Source organism: Streptomyces yerevanensis, from assembly GCF_000716805.1.
Lineage (GTDB): Bacteria > Actinomycetota > Actinomycetes > Streptomycetales > Streptomycetaceae > Streptomyces > Streptomyces flaveus.
Genome location: NZ_JNWJ01000021.1, coordinates 134,678 through 151,246 on the forward strand (window position 1 = coordinate 134,678; position 16,569 = coordinate 151,246).

General features: G+C 69.1%; 16 protein-coding genes. 11 read left to right on the plus strand and 5 right to left on the minus strand.

Going from position 1 to position 16,569, the window contains the following annotated elements:
- Positions 1 to 77 precede the first annotated feature (77 nt).
- Complete coding sequence (locus tag OP79_RS22660) at positions 78 to 761, plus strand: GntR family transcriptional regulator (protein WP_033322271.1); 684 nt, start codon at positions 78 to 80, stop codon at positions 759 to 761.
- On the opposite strand, the gene OP79_RS22665 is transcribed toward OP79_RS22660, so the two are convergent.
- Entirely contained in the window at positions 703 to 1,512 is an 810-nt protein-coding gene (locus OP79_RS22665) for an HAD family hydrolase (RefSeq protein ID WP_051744822.1), read from the minus strand. The genes OP79_RS22660 and OP79_RS22665 overlap by 59 nt on opposite strands.
- A 186-nt stretch (positions 1,513 to 1,698) precedes the next feature.
- On the opposite strand from OP79_RS22665, the gene OP79_RS22670 reads away from it, so the two are divergent.
- The 5 genes from OP79_RS22670 (at position 1,699) to OP79_RS22690 (ending at position 7,543) form a co-directional block, all read left to right on the plus strand.
- Positions 1,699 to 2,826 carry a phosphotransferase gene (locus tag OP79_RS22670; RefSeq protein ID WP_245685414.1) on the plus strand — a complete coding sequence of 376 codons (1,128 nt, stop codon included), beginning with the start codon at positions 1,699 to 1,701 and terminating at the stop codon, positions 2,824 to 2,826.
- 49 nt (positions 2,827 to 2,875) lie between these two features.
- Positions 2,876 to 3,490: a TetR/AcrR family transcriptional regulator gene (locus tag OP79_RS22675; protein WP_169786214.1), complete on the plus strand. Its 615-nt coding sequence runs from the start codon at positions 2,876 to 2,878 to the stop codon at positions 3,488 to 3,490.
- A 93-nt stretch (positions 3,491 to 3,583) separates the two neighbouring features.
- On the plus strand, positions 3,584 to 5,680 hold the full coding sequence (locus OP79_RS22680; RefSeq protein WP_033322274.1) for a HelD family protein: 2,097 nt from the start codon (positions 3,584 to 3,586) through the stop codon (positions 5,678 to 5,680).
- A gap of 274 nt (positions 5,681 to 5,954) precedes the next feature.
- On the plus strand, positions 5,955 to 7,298 hold the full coding sequence (locus OP79_RS22685; protein ID WP_051744823.1) for a S8 family peptidase: 1,344 nt from the start codon (positions 5,955 to 5,957) through the stop codon (positions 7,296 to 7,298).
- Positions 7,295 to 7,543 carry a hypothetical protein gene (locus OP79_RS22690; protein ID WP_033322275.1) on the plus strand — a complete coding sequence of 83 codons (249 nt, stop codon included), beginning with the start codon at positions 7,295 to 7,297 and terminating at the stop codon, positions 7,541 to 7,543. The genes OP79_RS22685 and OP79_RS22690 overlap by 4 nt, the downstream gene beginning before the upstream one ends.
- A 31-nt stretch (positions 7,544 to 7,574) precedes the next feature.
- Here the strand turns inward: OP79_RS22690 and OP79_RS22695 are convergent, their stop codons facing one another.
- Together OP79_RS22695 and OP79_RS22700 are read right to left on the minus strand one after the other, a co-directional pair.
- Positions 7,575 to 8,438 carry a nitroreductase/quinone reductase family protein gene (locus OP79_RS22695; RefSeq protein ID WP_033322276.1) on the minus strand — a complete coding sequence of 288 codons (864 nt, stop codon included), beginning with the start codon at positions 8,436 to 8,438 and terminating at the stop codon, positions 7,575 to 7,577.
- A gap of 404 nt (positions 8,439 to 8,842) precedes the next feature.
- Positions 8,843 to 9,865: a GlxA family transcriptional regulator gene (locus OP79_RS22700; RefSeq protein WP_051744824.1), complete on the minus strand. Its 1,023-nt coding sequence runs from the start codon at positions 9,863 to 9,865 to the stop codon at positions 8,843 to 8,845.
- A gap of 70 nt (positions 9,866 to 9,935) precedes the next feature.
- Here OP79_RS22700 and OP79_RS22705 point away from each other — a divergent pair, with 70 nt between their 5' ends.
- The 5 genes from OP79_RS22705 to OP79_RS22725 all read left to right on the plus strand — a co-directional run bounded on the left by OP79_RS22705 (position 9,936) and on the right by OP79_RS22725 (position 13,503).
- Positions 9,936 to 11,270 carry an MFS transporter gene (locus OP79_RS22705; RefSeq protein WP_106972450.1) on the plus strand — a complete coding sequence of 445 codons (1,335 nt, stop codon included), beginning with the start codon at positions 9,936 to 9,938 and terminating at the stop codon, positions 11,268 to 11,270.
- A 49-nt stretch (positions 11,271 to 11,319) separates the two neighbouring features.
- Positions 11,320 to 11,607, plus strand: a complete 288-nt coding sequence (locus OP79_RS22710) for a DUF1905 domain-containing protein (RefSeq protein ID WP_033322277.1) — start codon at positions 11,320 to 11,322, stop codon at positions 11,605 to 11,607.
- A gap of 140 nt (positions 11,608 to 11,747) precedes the next feature.
- Complete coding sequence (locus OP79_RS22715) at positions 11,748 to 12,341, plus strand: helix-turn-helix domain-containing protein (protein ID WP_033322278.1); 594 nt, start codon at positions 11,748 to 11,750, stop codon at positions 12,339 to 12,341.
- 99 nt (positions 12,342 to 12,440) lie between these two features.
- On the plus strand, positions 12,441 to 13,034 hold the full coding sequence (locus tag OP79_RS22720) for a hypothetical protein (RefSeq protein WP_033322279.1): 594 nt from the start codon (positions 12,441 to 12,443) through the stop codon (positions 13,032 to 13,034).
- Between the two features lie 139 nt (positions 13,035 to 13,173).
- Positions 13,174 to 13,503 (plus strand): DUF2516 family protein, encoded by a 330-nt coding sequence (locus OP79_RS22725; protein ID WP_373302245.1) that lies wholly within the window; start codon positions 13,174 to 13,176, stop codon positions 13,501 to 13,503.
- A gap of 100 nt (positions 13,504 to 13,603) precedes the next feature.
- Here OP79_RS22725 and OP79_RS22730 read toward each other — a convergent pair whose 3' ends face one another.
- Positions 13,604 to 14,944, minus strand: coding sequence for a PP2C family protein-serine/threonine phosphatase (locus OP79_RS22730; RefSeq protein ID WP_033322280.1), 1,341 nt, complete (start codon positions 14,942 to 14,944; stop codon positions 13,604 to 13,606).
- A 322-nt stretch (positions 14,945 to 15,266) separates the two neighbouring features.
- Positions 15,267 to 16,346, minus strand: a complete 1,080-nt coding sequence (locus OP79_RS22735; RefSeq protein ID WP_033322281.1) for a C40 family peptidase — start codon at positions 16,344 to 16,346, stop codon at positions 15,267 to 15,269.
- Positions 16,347 to 16,569: the final 223 nt, after the last annotated feature.

Below are 16,569 nucleotides of genomic sequence, written 5' to 3' on the forward strand. Positions count from 1 at the left end.
TAATCAGCAGTCAAGTTGAATGGTCGAGTTGACTGGAAACCGGTTTGCTTGTCGGTCGGAAGAGGTACCGTCGGCATGTGGGAGACGAACGGACCGGCGACGGCGGCGGCAAGGAGTTCGAGCGGGTCCTGGACGCGCTCCGAACTCGCTTGACCGACGGCACGTACCAGGTCGGCAACCGGCTGCCGCCCCAGCGAGAGCTTGCCGAAGAGTTGACGTCCGAGTCCCTGGATACGTACATCCGGGTTCAGGCGGACCGGATCCGTTCCCGGGAGATCGCCCCGCAGAGCATTGCCGTGCGCATGCTCCTGCCCTCCGAGCAACTGGAACTGCCCTACCCGCGCGCCAAGAACAACCCGGCTGATACCCGCCCGCAGGAGCGCCTGCAGTCCATCGCGGACCGGTCCACGGCGTCACTGCGGTACGTCCTCCAAACGCTGCGCGTCGAGAACCTCGTGCCGGACGTCAGGCTGGAGATCCGTCACGCACCACTGACTCCGGCCTTCAAGCTCTACCTGCTCAACGGCACCGGGGCACTGTTCGGGCCGTACAAGGTGACCGAACGCCCCATCTTTCTGGACAGCGACGAGGAGGTCATGGCGATCGACGTCGTCGGGCTCGGAGCCGACCTCACGCACTACGTCAAGGACGACGACCCGGACTCGCCGGGAACCTTCTTCGTGAACAGCATGCAGGAATGGTTCAACTCGGTGTGGAAGCATCTCCCGGAGCCGTCGCCACAAGCGTCCGGGCAGCAGTGACCACCGGGTCGTGCGAGTCGACCACCCAGTCCGCGCCTCGTTGCCTCATCTCCCGCATACGTTCCGCATCGTGGGTGTAGCCGAGAAACCGGACGCCCGCTTTCTGGGCCGCCTCCAGGTCGGTGAGCTGGTCCCCGACCATGACGGCGCGGGAGGGGGCCAGACCGTCCAGGCACTTCAGCGCGCGGAGCAACGAGTCGGGGTCCGGCTTCATATGGCCCGGCTCGTGCGGATCCCGGCCGCAGACATCCACGAACTTCGACTGGAGCTGCTCGCGCTTGAGGTACTCCCACACGGGACCCTCGGCGTTGTTGCTCACCACCACGAGACGCATGCCGAGAGCGGTCAGCGCGTTCAGTAGCGGTTCGAGGTCCGGGGCGGCCTCGGCGGAGGCGACGGCGGCGTATTCGTGCCGCGTGACAATTTTGTGTGCCTCCTCGAGCGGTGTGCGGCTGAGGGGGACCGGTGACGCCCGGTCGTACATGTCCTTGAGCGCCAAGAGGATGCCGTGCGAGTCGTCGCAGTCCTCGACCACCTGGTCCAGTACGCCTATGCCCCACTCCTGGCGCGCCATGACCTTGATCTCCTCGGCGATGTGTGCGGTCGGCGCCGAGCCGAACAGGTCGCAGATCGGGCCGTCGAAGTCGACGAGCACCGCGTCCACTTCATGCAACAGCCCTCGCAGGGCCTCTTGTTGACCGGGTTCACCAGGTTCACCAGGTTCGCCGCTCGCGGGCCTCTTGTTCGTCATCCGGACAGTGTGGACCACCGGAGCCTGTGGTCAGGACACGCCGGGAGCGGACACGCGGGTACGGGTGAGTTTCAGAGAAACGGTTCTGGCACCATGCTCGTCCGCGGAGGAGTACCTTGCTTCAATCCGTCACCATTGGTTGCGGGCTCAGTGAGAGAACGGTCAATGTCACCCGAATCGGCTTACATGGCTCTGCAGCGGGCCGTTGAGGTGAGTGGCAACGCGAGTGTGGTCGAAGGACCACTCCAGGGCTACCACCACGAGACGTATGTGTTTCCGCTGCCTGGCAAGGCCGAAGGACTGCGGCAGGTCCGCTGGAAATGCCGTGAGCCGCGCAGTAACGCCTTCTGGTTCGACCGGCGCTGCTTCGCCTCGGAGGAGGACCTGATCGACTCCCTGCAAGGGCGTATCACGGGCATCCCTGAAATCTTCCAGGCGGAGACCGTCCGCCTGCAGCGGTTCATCGAGGGAGAGACGCTCGGCTGGTACCACAAGGCGGGGCAGGCGATTCCGCCGTCCGTCTTCGAGCAAATCGTCGAACTCTTCCGGCAGTTGGTCCATGTCACCCCCGACACGCTTCTTGTGAAGCGGACCTGCAAGCCCACGGACCGGGCGAAGGACGGCGACACTTCAGGCTTTCTGGAGGGGCTTATCCGGTTCACCGAGAAGCGCGTGTACGAGGAGAAGGGCAAGGACTTCGCAGGCCTGTTCGGTGAGCTCGGCGTGAAAGGTGACTCCTTCGAGCACCTCCGTAAACAAGTGTCCGGTCTGAACGAGCGGCCCTTCTGCCTCCTGCACGCTGATCTGCACCGCGAGAACTTCATCCTCGATCGCGAAGGCCTGCTCTGGGCGATCGACTGGGAACTGGCGATGCTCGGTGATCCGCTCTACGACCTGGCCACGCACCTCTACCTGATGCGCTACCCGAAGCATCAGGAGGACCAGATGGTCGAGCGGTGGTGCGAGGTCGTCGACGAGGTCAGGCCAGGCAGTTCGGCCGGCTGGAAGGAGGATCTGCCGAAGCTGCTGAACTACAAGAAGGCCCAGTCGGTGTTCACCGATGTCATCCGGGAGTCCCTGTCGCTGGATCTTCCTCCTGAGCCTTCTGGGTTTCATGGGCCTTTTGAGCCTCTTGGGGCCGACCAGGAGCCCGACCCGATCCGCCTCTCCCAGGCAGGCATAAAAGTCCACGACGTCCTCACCGCCGCCGCCGATCCGCTCGGTCTGGAGACGGTGCCGAACCCGCAGAAGATCAAGGGTGCCCTCGCGCAGTGGTACCGGAATCGCGAGCCCGGGAAGAAGCACGCGCAGTAAGGACGGTGAGCCGTTCCTGCGTACGCTCGTCCGCATGAGCGACACGGGACTGCGCGACACAGGTCTGCGCGAGCGCAAGAAGCGGCGGATGTACCAGGAGGTCTCCGACCTGGCCATCGCGCTGTTTCTGGAGAAGGGGTTCGAGAAGGTGTCGGTCGCCGAGATCGCCGCCGCCGCCGAGATCTCCAAGCCGACCCTCTTCCGGTACTTCCCGGCCAAGGAGGACCTGGTCCTGCACCGGTTCGCCGACCACGAGGACGAGGCCGCGCGGGTCGTTGGCGAGCGGGCCGAGGGGCAGTCGCCGCTCGAAGCGCTGCGGGTGCACTTCCTCGACGGCCTTGAGCGGTGTGATCCCGTCACCGGGCTCAATGACGCGGAGCCCGTGCTCGCCTTTCACCGGCTGCTCTACGGGACGCCCTCGCTCGTGGCCCGGCTGTCCGGGTTTCTGGAGCGGTCCGAGGAGGCGCTCGCCCGTGCCCTCGGCGGGGACCTGGAGGCGCGGCTCGCCGCCGGGCAGATCGTTGCCGTGCGGCGGATCCTCGCGATGGAGAACGTGCGGCGGATGGCGGCGGGGGAGCGCGCGGAGGAGGTCCGGGCGGATGCTGTCGCCGTGGCCGAGCTGGCCTTTCGGCAGTTGACGGCAGGGTTGAAGCGGTTCGCGTGAGCGTGTGGTGAGCTACAGCCCGCCGTTCCCGCCCGTATGTGATACTCGATAAAAAATTTAACTCGGTAACGTTTTGTCGTTATCCTTGCTGGAATGACGTCCCCCGAGCCCTCCCTCCAGCACGCCCTCACCCAAGAACGCGCCCATCACGAAACCTGCCGAGCCGCCCTCACGGCGATGATCGACGGCGCCCAGGAGCACGTCGTCACCGGCGAGGACGTCTCCGCCTCCGGAGCCGACGCCGAAGTGCTTGGGTACCAACTGCGCAGCAAGGCAAAGGAGTTGCGCGAGCTGCCCGACGGGCCCTTGTTCTTCGGGCGGCTGGACTTCGACGGCGGTGAACACGTCGGGCAGAGCTACCACGTCGGGCGGCTGAGGATCAGCGAACACCCCGCCGCCCCGCCCCTCGTCATCGACTGGCGCGCCCCCGTCTCACGCGCCTTCTACCAGGCGACCGCCCACGACCCGCAAGGCGTCCGCGTGCGTCGGCGGTTCGGCTGGGCACCGGGCAGCCGGGGCGAGTCCGCCGACCTCACCGGTCTGGAGGACGAGCACCTCGGGGCGGGCCTCGGTGCGGGGGAGACCCGGCAGCAGAGCCTTACCCAGAGCCGTATCCTCGCGGGCGAGATCGAGCGCCCCCGCGTCGGCCCCATGCGCGACATCGCCGCGACCATCCAGCCCGAACAGGACGATCTCGTACGCGGCGACCTGGCGACCTCCGTCTGCGTGCAGGGCGCCCCGGGCACCGGCAAGACCGCGGTCGGGCTGCACCGCGCCGCGTACCTCCTCTATACGTACCCGCAGCGCATCCAGCGCTCCGGCCTGCTGATCCTCGGTCCGAACCGCACCTTTCTCTCGTACATCTCGGCGGTGCTGCCCGCGCTCGGCGAGACGGGCGTGCGGCAGTCGACCCTCGCGGACGAGATCGCCCGTCACCCCGTGACCGCCACGGACGCGGAAGCGGCGGCCGTCGTGAAGCACGACGCGCGGATGGCTCAGGTGCTGCGCCGGGCGCTGTACGCCCGCGTGGGGACGGACAGGCCGGGCGACCTTGCGGTGCCGGACGGTTCGTACCGCTGGCGGGTGTCCGGTGAGGAATTGGCGCGGATCGTGGCGGGCGTACGGGACGAGGAGCCGCCGTACGCCGTCGGGCGTGAGCGCGTACGGACGCGGGTCGTGCGGCACATTCAGCGGCAGGCCGAGCGGCGGGCGGGGGCGGTGCCGAACGCATGGGTACGGAAGATCGAGCGGGCGCGGGCGGTCAGCGCGTACGTCGACGCTGTCTGGCCCGCGGTGCGGCCCGAGGAGGTTCTCGCGGAGCTGCTCGCCGATCCGGACGCGCTGGCCGTGGCGGCGGACGGGGTGCTGGACGCGGACGAGCAGAAGGCGGTTCTGTGGGCCCGGCCGCCTCGCTCGTACAAGTCGGCGCGGTGGTCGGCGGCCGATCTCGTGCTGCTCGACGAGGTGGCGGGACTGGTCGAACACCCGGAGGGGTACGGGCACTTGGTGATCGACGAGGCGCAGGATCTGTCGCCGATGGAGTGCCGGGCGATCGGGCGGCGGGCGGCCTTCGGCTCGCTGACGGTGCTCGGTGATCTCGCGCAGGGGACCACGCCGTGGGCCGCGCGCGACTGGGCCGAACTGCTCGGGCATCTCGGGAAACCGGAGGCCGCGTTGGTGCCGTTGACGACCGGGTTCCGGGTGCCGGGGGCGGTGGTCGAGCTGACGAACCGGCTGCTGGCGCGGCTGGATGTGCGGGTGCCTGCGGCTCGGTCACTGAGGAGGGACGGTGAGTTGAGGATTCGGCAGGCCGCGGACGTCGTCGGAGAGACTGTCGCGGCCGTGCGGGACGCGCTCGCCTGCGAAGGGTCCATCGGGGTCATCACGGCCGACTGCGATGTCGTACGGGTGCGGGAGGCGCTCGGGGCAGCGGGGATCGAGTCGGCGGGGCCCGACGAACTGGGCGCACGGGTCGCGGTGTTGGGGGCCGGGGTCGCCAAGGGGCTCGAGTACGACCATGTCGTCGCCGTGGAGCCGGCGGCGATCGCGGAGGCGGAGACGGAGAACGCGGGGGAGGGCGAGGGAGCGGCGGGGGCGAGTGCGCGAGGGCTGCGCCGGCTGTATGTCGTGCTGACCCGGGCCGTGTCCCGGCTCGATGTGGTGCACGGTCGGGCACTGCCGTTCGACTGAGGCCGCTCGGAGCCCCGCGACCGGGCTTTGCGACCGAGCCCTGCGGCCCGGCCCCGCGACCCCCGTCGGCGGTCCTGAGTTGCCGGTCCCCGTGCCCGGTGCCACCGTGAACGAGGGGCAATGCCGACGGCCTGGCAATGGGCAACCTTGCAGGTCACGACAGTACGCGTTGATACACGGCTGAACCGCGCCCCACGATCCGTGGTGCCTGACAGTCCGTGCGTCGGCGCGCGTCCACGCAACAGGGGGAGCGCACAGAAAGCGGGAGAACCACATGGCGAACGGACCCATGGACCGACGCGCCTTCGGCGAGCAGCCGGGCCGACCAGGCTGGCCCAACAGCCCCGGAATGGGCCAGGGCACGGAGTACACCGGCCGGTACGTGATCCTGCTCGACCAGAGCAACCAGGAGAGCGGACTGAACGCACTGCGTTCCTCCGCCGACATCGCGTCCGTCGAACGTGTCCGAGGAACCGAGGCCGGCAATATCGCCGAACTCCTGGAGCGCCCCGACGTCTCGGTGCACTTCGAGGAACTCGGCGTCGCCGTCGTCGAGGTGCGGCCGGAGCAGCGCCACGCGCTGGTGACCACGGCCGAGGCGGAGCCCTCGATCATCGCGGCGGAGCCGGAGCGCCTGGTCTACGCCTCGCCGGTCATCACTCCGCAGCAGGCGCCGACCGAGTTCTACCCGGCCTACCGCAGCGACGAGGACGTGGTCGCGCGCCACACCCGGGCCGAGATGGCCGCCGCCCAGGGCCCGGCGTGGGACGAGCAGAGGTGGACCTGGGGCCTGCAGGCGATCCACGCACACCTGTCCAGCCTGACCGGACGCGATGTGAAGATCGCCGTCCTCGACACCGGCGTGGACACCGACCACCCGGACTTCGCCGGCCGCATCGAGGCGACGGCCTCCTTCGTGCCCAACGAGAGCGTCGTGGACGGCAACGGTCACGGCACGCACTGCATCGGCACCGCGGCCGGCCCGGCCAAGCCGCAGCAGGGGCCCCGTTACGGCGTGGCCTGCGAGTCCCGGATCCTCGCGGCGAAGGTGCTCAACAACGCGGGCACGGGCACCGACGGCCAGATCCTGGCGGGCATGGCCTGGGCCGTCGCCCACGGCGCGCGGGTGATCTCCCTGTCCCTCGGCGCGCGCGTCCAGCCGGGTGAGCTGTTCCCGCAGACGTACGAGAAGCTGGCCCAGCGCGCGCTCGAGCGGGGCACGGTGATCGTCGCCGCCGCGGGCAACGAGAGCAACCGTCCCCCGGACATCAAGCCCGTCGGCCGGCCCGCCAACTGCCCCTCCATCCTCGCGGTGGCCGCGCTGACCAAGGCGATCACGTCGGCCTTCTTCTCCAACGGCGGCGTCAACGGCCAGGGCGGCGAGGTCAACATCGCCGCCCCCGGCTGGCAGGTGCACTCGGCTGCCCCCGGCGGCGGGTACCAGCCAATGAGCGGCACCAGCATGGCCACGCCGCACGTCGCGGGCGTCATCGCCCTGCTCTCCCAGGCGAACCCCAACGCCTCCGCGGCCGACCTCCTGGCGGCCCTGAAGTCCGGTGCGTTCCCGCTGATGCTGCCCGCCCGGGACGTCGGCGCCGGTCTGCTCCAGGCGCCATGAGCGAATCGAACCGGTCCGCTCCGGTCGGGGTCGTCCTCGCGGTCGACCCCGGCCGGTTCGCGGAGGTGGTCGAGGCCCTGCGGCAGGCCGGGCTGACGGTCACCGGAGAGCAGCCGATCCTCGGCACGCTCTCCGGCACCGTCGCGGAGGACCGTATCCCGGCCCTGGAGGCGGTCGACGGCGTCGAATCCGTGGACCGGGACATCACCATCCAACTGCCCCCGCCCGACTCCTCGATCCAGTGAGGTCACATCCCGGTGAGTTCACATCCGGTGATCAGGCCGGCGCGTCGAGTATGGGGATCAACTGCTCCTCCTCGTACGTCAGATGGGCTTCGAGCGCGTCCGTGAGGCGTTCGACTTCCTTGTGTACGAGGGTGATGCCGCCCTCGCTCTCCGGATCCGCGGTGTCGATGACCGTCTTCAACTCCTCTGTGAGCGCGGCGATCTGCTCGTGCTCCCGGCTCAGGCGGTCGATGACCGGGGCGAGTTCGGGATGGCGGCCGGCGAGAGCCGGGAACATGGCGACATCCTCGCCGGTGTGGTGGTTGTGCAGGCCCTGGCAGAAGGTCAGGCAGTTGACGCGGAGCTGGGCGCCGAGGGCGGTGGTGCCCGGCCCCGCGTCGGCGAATTCCTTGCGGATCAGGGCGAGTTCGCGTCGGAACGCGTCGTGGACGACCTTGAGGTACTCACCCATCGAGGAGGCGGCCACGTTCGGCGGGCCGTCGCTCGGGATCTCGTGCAGGGCGACCACGGGGATCACCCGGTCCGTCTTCGCCTGGTACTCCGCCCAGCCCGGTTCGGCCTCGACCGCGCGGGCGAAGACCCGGTCGCGCTCTTCGCCCGCCAGGACGACGGCCCGTGCCTCGTACGTGAACACCCCTGTTTCCACGGTGACTTGAGGGTGGACGAGGAGGTTGCGGAACCAGTCCGGATGCTTCGGCGCACCGCCCGCCGAGCCGATGACCAGGACCCTGCCGCCGCCGTCGGGGAGATAGCCGACGGGAGTGGTGTGCCGGGTGCCGGTACGGGCTCCCGTGGTGGTCAGCAGGAGCAGCCGGGCTCCTTCGAAATAGCCGCCCACCTGGCCGACGTTGCTGCGGAACTCTTCGATGACCTGTCGGTTGAATTCGTTGGGCATTCTCTTCTTTCTTCTCGAGATTCTTCTTGGGGCTCTGCGAATTTCTGCATGAGGGCAGGGCGAATTGCCACGGGGCGGCAAATGGGGCGCGACCGTGGTGAAGGAATGGCGGAAGGGTGCGCGGATTTCGACGGAGGGATCCGGAGCGCATCCGGCACCAGGTGAGAACACATCCGGCACCGGGCGAAAGGCATCCGGTACCAGGTGAAGACGTCGCGTGAGCATCGGCAAGAGGCATACGGGCACGCGGATCACGGAAGAAAACACGCGTGGCGACGCAGCCGCCGTACTCGATACGCGTACTCAGAAAATGGCGGGCCCCTGGCCCACCCCGGCCTCACGCAGAGGCCGGGAACCCAACTCGCTCTTGGCCCATGGCCGACCCGGCAGTCACGGAGAAGACGTTAATGGAATACGGGCGGTTGAGCAATGCCGTATTTCTCGCCATGACTGTGCGGCACGCGGAAGGCGCGGCGATAAGCGGCCGGGGTGGTGCCGAGCGCGCGGTGGAAGTGCTGGCGGAGGCCGTCGCCGCTGCCCAGTCCGCTGCGTTGGGCGACGGTGTCCACCGGAAGGTCGGTGGTCTCCAGCAGCTCCCGAGCGCGCGCCAGCCGCTGCTGGTTGAGCCAGCGCAGCGGAGTGGTGCCGACCTCGCGCGCGAAGTACCGCTCGAAGGTACGAGTGCTCATTCCGGCACGTGCCGCCAACTCCCCTACAGTCAGCGGCTGTTGGAGTCGGTCCAGGGCCCAGTCCAGGACCGGGGCGAGTCCCTGCCCCGACGTCTGTACGCGGGGCGTGCGGGCCGGTGCGTACTGCGACTGGTCGCCCTCCCGGTGCGGGGCGACGACCATGCGGCGGCCGACCTCGGCTGCCGCCGCCGAGCCGTAGTCGTGGCGCACGATATGCAGGCAGAGATCGATGGCGGCCGCGGTACCCGCACTGGTGAGGATGGAGCCGTCGTCGATGTACAGGGCCCGCTCGTTGACGCGTACGCGGGGATGGCGGCGGCGCAGTTCGTCCGCGTACATCCAGTGCGTGGCGGCCTCGCGCCCGTCCAGCAGTCCGGCCGCGGCCAGCACGAACGCCCCGGAACACAGCGATGCCACCCGTGCCCCTCGGGCGTGCGCGGCACGCAGCTCGTCGAGCAGCGCCTCGGGCGGCTCGTACGCGTCGCCCATCACACACGCCGGTACGACGACGAGGTCGGCCTCCCGCAACGCGTCCACGCCTCGTTCGGCGGTCAGGCTCAGCCCGCCGGGCGCCCGCTGGATGCCACCAGGTGTGGTGCTGCACAGCGTCAGCTCGTAACCCTCGCCGAACACGGCGCAGGGCACCGAGAGTTCGAACAGAGAGGCCTTCTCCAGGAGTGCGACCACAACGCGTATCGGTCCTGCCTGCTTGTCGTCGGCGTACTTGTCCTTGGCCATGACGTAAATCTAGTGCTTCCTGACGTTTCCGCCACTGGTTTGCTGTCTCTCCAGGTCACAGGCTTGAGGTATGGCTATGACACGCATCATCGGTCGTCCCCAGTGGCACGTCGGTCTCGCCGGACTCAGTGCCGTCGGCGTGACCTTCGGCTTCGCCCGCTACGGCTACGGCCTCTATCTCCCCGAGTTCCGCCGGGAGTTCGGCTTGTCCGTCGCGACGGTCGGTCTGATCGGCAGTGCGAGCTACATCGGCTTCGTGGTGGCCCTGCTTCTGGTCGGCACGCTGGTCGCCCGTTTCGGCCCGCGCGCCATGGTGATCATGGGCGGAGGGTGCGCGACCGCCGGCATGGGCCTGGTCACCGTCGCCCGCGATCCGGCCGCCCTCACCACGGGTCTGGTGCTGGCGGGCATGAGTTCCGGCTGGGTCTGGGCTCCGTACTCCGACGTGGTGGACCGTGTGATCCCGCGGAACCGTCGCGAGCGCGTCATGGCGGTCATCGCCACCGGCACCGCCTTCGGCGTCGTCGTCGCGGGACCGCTCGCCCTGTTCCTCCGTAACTCCCACTGGCGGCACGCCTGGTCGGTCTTCGCCGTGGCCGCGCTGGCCGCCACGGTCTACAACGCGCTGGTGCTGCCCGGCGGTTCGCACCACGCAGCGCCGCACGGCGCACGCGGGCGGAGCGAGGCCGGCCGAGCCGGATCAGGGGCAGGCCGGGGCTGGTTCCTGCGCCGCCGCGCCGTCCCGCTCTATCTCACGGCGGTCTCGTACGGGCTGGTGGGCGCCGTCTACTGGGCGTACGCGATCGAGGCGATCACCGACGAGACCGGCTCCGGCTCGGCCACCGCGCCGCTGTTCTGGACCCTGATGGGGCTGGCCGGTACGGCGGGCGCGCTGACCGGCCATGCCATCACCCGCCACGGTCTGCGCCGCACGCACATCGGGCTGTTCACCGGCCTCGCCGTCGCCGTCGCCCTGCTCGGCACAGCCCCGGGCTCGCTGCCCGCCGTGGCCGCCTCCGCGGTGCTGTACGGGCCGTGCTTCATGGCCGGTTCGGCGCTGCTCGCGGTCTGGAGTTACTACACCTTCCCGGAGAAGCCCTCCACCGGCTTCACCGCGACCATCCTCTTCGTAGGCCTGGGCACCATCACCGGCCCCGCCACACTCGGCGCCCTCGCGGACAGCCACGGACTGCGCGCCGCATTCCTGGTCACGGCCCTGGTGGCAGCCACCACACTCCTTGTACGCCCCGGCTCATGGCTCGGCCCGCGTTCCGGTACGGGGCAAGGCCCGGAACGAGTACGGCCACGAATACGGCCGCCACGGGCAGGTTCATCAGAGCCGGCGAGGCGCGGGTCCCGCCCGTCATCCCCACGGAAACTGACGCGCCCGGACGCGCCTGGGTGAACCGGCCGAACTCGTACCGGTGCCGCCGACGAGCAGGAAGACTGACCCCATGGAACTCGTCTTCACCAGCCAGGTGATCGAATGGCGCGGACCGTCGCCGTACTACTTCGTCCGCGTGCCGGGCGAGGAGTGCGACGACATACGCGAGGTGGCCGCGATGGCCACGTACGGCTGGGGCGTGATCCCGGTCGAGGCCCGGATCGGCGAGATTGCCTTCGGGACGTCGCTCTTCCCCAAGGACGGCGGATACCTGCTGCCTCTCAAGGACGCTGTGCGCAAGCCGCAGGGTCTCACGGCAGGTGACGACGTGACCGTGAAGCTGACGGTCCGAATCTGAGCAGCGAGCTCCCTGCGGGTTAGCAGGCACAGGTTGGCAACGAAGAACGACCTGCCGGTGCCAAGTGGCGCACAGTGGCGTAGCGCACTATTGCAAGCAGGCGCTTGCAATAGTTAGCGCGGCTGGGGCAGAGTGGAGGCATGGCAACGCTCAACGTCGGCAATCTTGGTGAGTATCTGCGGGAGCAGCGGCGCAATGCGCAGCTGAGCCTGCGGCAGCTCGCCGAGGCCGCCGGGGTGTCCAATCCGTATCTGAGCCAGATCGAGCGCGGGCTGCGCAAGCCGAGCGCGGAGGTGTTGCAGCAGGTCGCCAAGGCCCTGCGGATCTCCGCCGAGACGCTGTATGTGCGGGCCGGGATCCTCGACGCCGAGCGGGACCGGGACGAGGTGGAGACGCGAGCCGTCATCATCGCCGACCCGACGCTCAGTGAGCGGCAGAAGCAGGTGCTGCTCCAGATCTACGAGTCCTTCCGCAAGGAGAACGGCTTCGAGATCAAGGATGTCGAGGATTTCCAGGACGTTCAGGATGATCTGGATGCTCAGGGCGTAACGGAAGGTCGGGTCACCGCCGTTGACAGGGCCCGCGCGGCCGACGGCAGCGAGGCCGGGCAGCGCGACCCGTACGACGAGGACAGCCGGCACGAGAACACGAAGAACGGCCGCAAGGCCGACAAGACCGACAAGAGTGACGAGAACGATCGCGGTGAACCGCACGGTCGGCAGTCCGCGAGCTGACCCGGGGCGACGGAGCCCCACCGCGGAGCAGCGGTCGTACGCCGTAGCACAAACCCTCACATAAAACCCTCACTTAGCGATTCCGGAAGGATCATCGCCATGGCGATCACCGAAGACCTGCGCAAGACCTTCAGCAACCCGACCCCGCTCTACTTCGCCGCCGGCACCGCCGACCTTGCCATCCAGCAGGCCAAGAAGGTGCCCACGATCGTGGAGCAGATCCGTACCGAGGCCCCGTCCCGTATCGAGGCCGTCAAGCAGATCGACCCGAACGCCGTCCAGGAGAAGGCCACCACCCGCGCCAAGGAGGCGCAGGAGACCCTTCAGAGCAAGGTCACGGAGTTCATCAGCACGCTCGACACCGACCTGAAGAAGATCGGTGAGACCGCTCAGGACTTCGCCCTGCGTGGTGTCGGCGTGGCCGCCGAGTACGCCGTGAAGGCGCGTGAGACCTACGAGAAGGTCGCCGAGCACGGTGAGCAGACCGTGAAGACCTGGCGCGGCGAGGCTGCCGAGGAGATCGAGGAGCTGGCGGTCGCCGTCGAGCCGAACCCGGAGCCGGCCGAGGTCAAGGACGAGAAGCCTGCCGAGGCCAAGTCCGAGCCCGCCGCGGCGAAGAAGCCGGCCCCGGCCAAGAAGGCCCCGGCCGCTCGCAAGACCACGGCCAAGAAGACGACGCCGCCCAGCAAGTAAGCGGCGTACAGGGCGTTGACAGAGATTCACCCATGCAAGAACCGTCGGGGACTCCGGGCACTATCGGAGTCCCCGACCCGTTCTCCGGGTACGGTGACGGCGTAGAGACGACTCGACTCGGGTGGTGGGCACAGTGTTGATGACGGCATTCGGCGGCTTCATGTCGCTGCTCTTCCTCGGCATGCTGGTGCTCGCCGTGGTGGCGCTGGTGATGGCGGCGATGGCCCGCGATGACGCGTACCGCGCCGCGGACAAGCAGAACAAGATGTTCTGGATGATCATGCTCGGTGTCACGGTCGCCGTGAACCTGCTGGTGCCGATCCTGTTCCTGCAGATCGCCGGGCTCATCGCCACGATCGTCTTCTTCGTGGACGTACGGCCCGCGATCAAGCAGGTCTCGGGCGGCGGCGGCCGTCGCGGGGGCAGCAGTAGCGACGGTCCGTACGGGCCTTATAACGGCGGACGCTGACAGCCGCGAGGCCGCGTAAGCCCGTAGCAAGAGGTCGTACGTTCGCAGAGTACGGAGGCCGGAGGCGTACACCCTTGTGGTGTGCGGCCCGGCACGGTCCTTACGGTCCCCGGTCGAGCAGCAGTACCGCCACGTCGTCCGTCAGCTCCCCGCCGTTGAGGTCCCGGACCTCGTTCACGGCCGCCCTCAGGAGCTCCTCGCCTCTCAGGCCCTGGGCCAGCTGGCGGCGGACCATGTCGACCATCCGCTCTTGGCCCAGCCGCTCCTTGCCCGCGCCGATCCGGCCTTCTATCAGGCCGTCCGTGTAGAGCATCAGGCTCCACGCGCCGCCCAGCTCCACCTGCCGGCGCGGCCAGCGGGCGTTCGGCAGCAGGCCGAGGGCCGGGCCGCCGCTCTCGTACGGGAGCAGTTCGGCGACGTGGCCGGAGCGGGCGATCAGCGGGGTGGGGTGTCCGGCCAGGCACAGGCCGGCGCGGCGGCCGTCCGGTGCGATGTCCACCGTGCAGAGCGTCGCGAAGATCTCGTCGCTGTCCCGCTCGTGCTCCAGGACCTGCTGGAGCGTGCCGAGCAGTTCGTCGCCGCACAGGCCGGCCAGCGTGAGCGCGCGCCAGGCGATGCGCAGTTCCACGCCGAGCGCCGCCTCGTCGGGGCCGTGCCCGCAGACGTCGCCGATCATGGCGTGCACGGTGCCGTCCGGGGTGCGCACGGTGTCGTAGAAGTCGCCGCCGAGCAGTGCGCGTGAGCGGCCGGGCCGGTAGCGCGCGGCGAACCGCAGCGAGGAGCCCTCCAGGAGGGGCGTGGGCAGCAGGCCGCGCTCCAGGCGGCGGTTCTCCTGGGCGCGTACCCGGCCCTCGGCGAGCTGCCGCTCGGTGGTGTCCGACCGTTTTCGCTCCACCGCGTACCGGATCGCGCGGCTGAGCAGCCGGCCGTCCAGCTCGTCGCGGAAGAGGTAGTCCTGGGCGCCGACGCGCACCGCCTCCGCGCCGCGCTCGGCGTCCCCGGACGCGGTGAGCGCGAGGACGGCGTGCCGGGGCGCGAGCCGCAGTACGCGCTTGAGCGTGGCCAGCTCGTCGTCGCCCTCGACGGCCCGGCCGGGCGCCGGCAGCGCGAGGTCGAGCAGGATGCACTGGACGTCGTCGGTGAGCAGCCGTCCGGCCTCGGTGAGGTTGCGGGCGGTACGGACCCGGATCGGCTTGCCGGCCGAGTCGAGCAGTTCGGGCACGCTCAGCGAACCGGCCGGGTCGTCCTCGATGACGAGCAGCGTCAACGGGGCGCTGCCGGCCAAGGCGCCGGTGTCACGCGTGGCCGAGGGCGGTGTCTGGGCGGCCGGGGCGCCCGGTGCGGACGCGGTGTCGGCCATGGCGCCGACTTTGGAGGCGGCGCGAGCCTGACCACCTTCCACGGCCGGGATCGCTCTCTGCCGCGGTACGGGTACGGGCATCGTCTTGGTTCCTTCCCTCCCCCCGAGGGCACGGTGGGACAAGGTCTAGCCCACCGACGGGGACCATAGCGTCAGCTGCCGCCACATAGGAATGGCGTAAAGCGATCGGTACGCAAAACAGCCCCTGTCATATGCCGCATCCTGTAACGGATTTGGACATCGGTTGGCTCTCCAGGTAATGACGAACGTCACGTTGCCGGGGTTGATGGGGGCCTCGGAACGTGTTGCACGTCACGCGGAGTGCGTCACGTGTCAGGGGTTACGGGAGAGGGTGCGGCAGGGGTCGCCGTCCGCACCCTCACGTCCCTCATGTCCACGCCCCTTACGCAGCCGGACGCACGACCCCCAGGATCGGCATGGACCCCGCCCCCGCCATCGTCACGGTCCGCCCAGGCCGAGGGGCGTGGATGATCGCGCCGTCGCCTATGTACATCGCCACATGGCTGGCATCGGGGTTGTAGATGATGAGGTCGCCCGGGCGCATGTCCTTGATGTCGACGCGGTCGAGCTGCTTCCACTGCTCCTGCGAGGTCCGCGGGATGGCCTGGCCTGCCGACGCCCACGCCTGCGAGGTCAGTCCGGAGCAGTCGTACGTCTTCGGGCCCTCGGCGCCCCATTCGTACGGTTTGCCCATCTGCTCCGTCGCGTACTGGACGGCCTTCTTGCCCGCCGCCGTCGCCTGGCCCTTGGCCTTCTCGATCACACCGGTGTCCAGCCAGGCCGTCTGCGCCTTGGCCGCGGCCTCCCGCTCCAGCTCGGCCAGCCGCTCCTTCTCGTCCTCCTCCAGCTCCGACTCGAGCTTCTCGGCGGCGGCGATCTGCTTCGTGACCTTCTTCTTGGCCTCGGCCTTGGCCTTGCGGTTGCCCTCCAGCTTCTGCCACTGGGCCGAGGCGTCCTTCGTGTACTGCTTCAAGTCCCGCTGCGTACGCGCCATTTCGGCGAGCATGCCCTTGGTCGCCTGCTCGCCCTGGCGCATCCGGCCCGCTCCGTCCAGGTACTCCTGCGGGTTGCCGCTGAGCATCAGCTGCGCCTCGGGTGGCAGCCCGCCGCTGCGGTACTGGGCGCGGGCCGCGGCGCCCGCCCGGTCCTTCAGCCTGTCCAGCTTCTCCTGGCCCTCGACGACCGCGCGGGCCAGCTCGACGAGCTGGGCGGACTGCTTCTCGGTCTTCTCCTCCGCCGCGTTGTACGCGTCCGTGGCGACCGCCGCGTCGTGGTAGAGCTTGTCCAGCTTCTTGCGGATCGCCTCAAGGTCCTTGGTACTCGCGGGATTTGAAGACGGCGTCGGTGTTGGTGTCGGGCTCGGTGCCGGATTCGCGTACGCCACCCCGGGCGCGGCCATGATGGCCGCCGCGCAGGCCAGGGCCATGGTCACCGTGGTCAGGCTCCGCTTGCCCGTTCCCATACTCCGCTCCCCAAGCTGATTTACCGTCAGTAACTTACGGATGCCTCGGGGATGGTGCCATGGCGTCCCGCAATCCGACAGAGGCACGCGAGAACTCCCCCGACTCCCCTCGGGTCACCGCCCACTCGGCAACTCCCCTCGGGTCCCTGCCCACTCGACGATGATCTCCCCGCCCATGTGACGAACGACTCGCGGAGATCGTTCCCGCCGTATCAGCGCACGC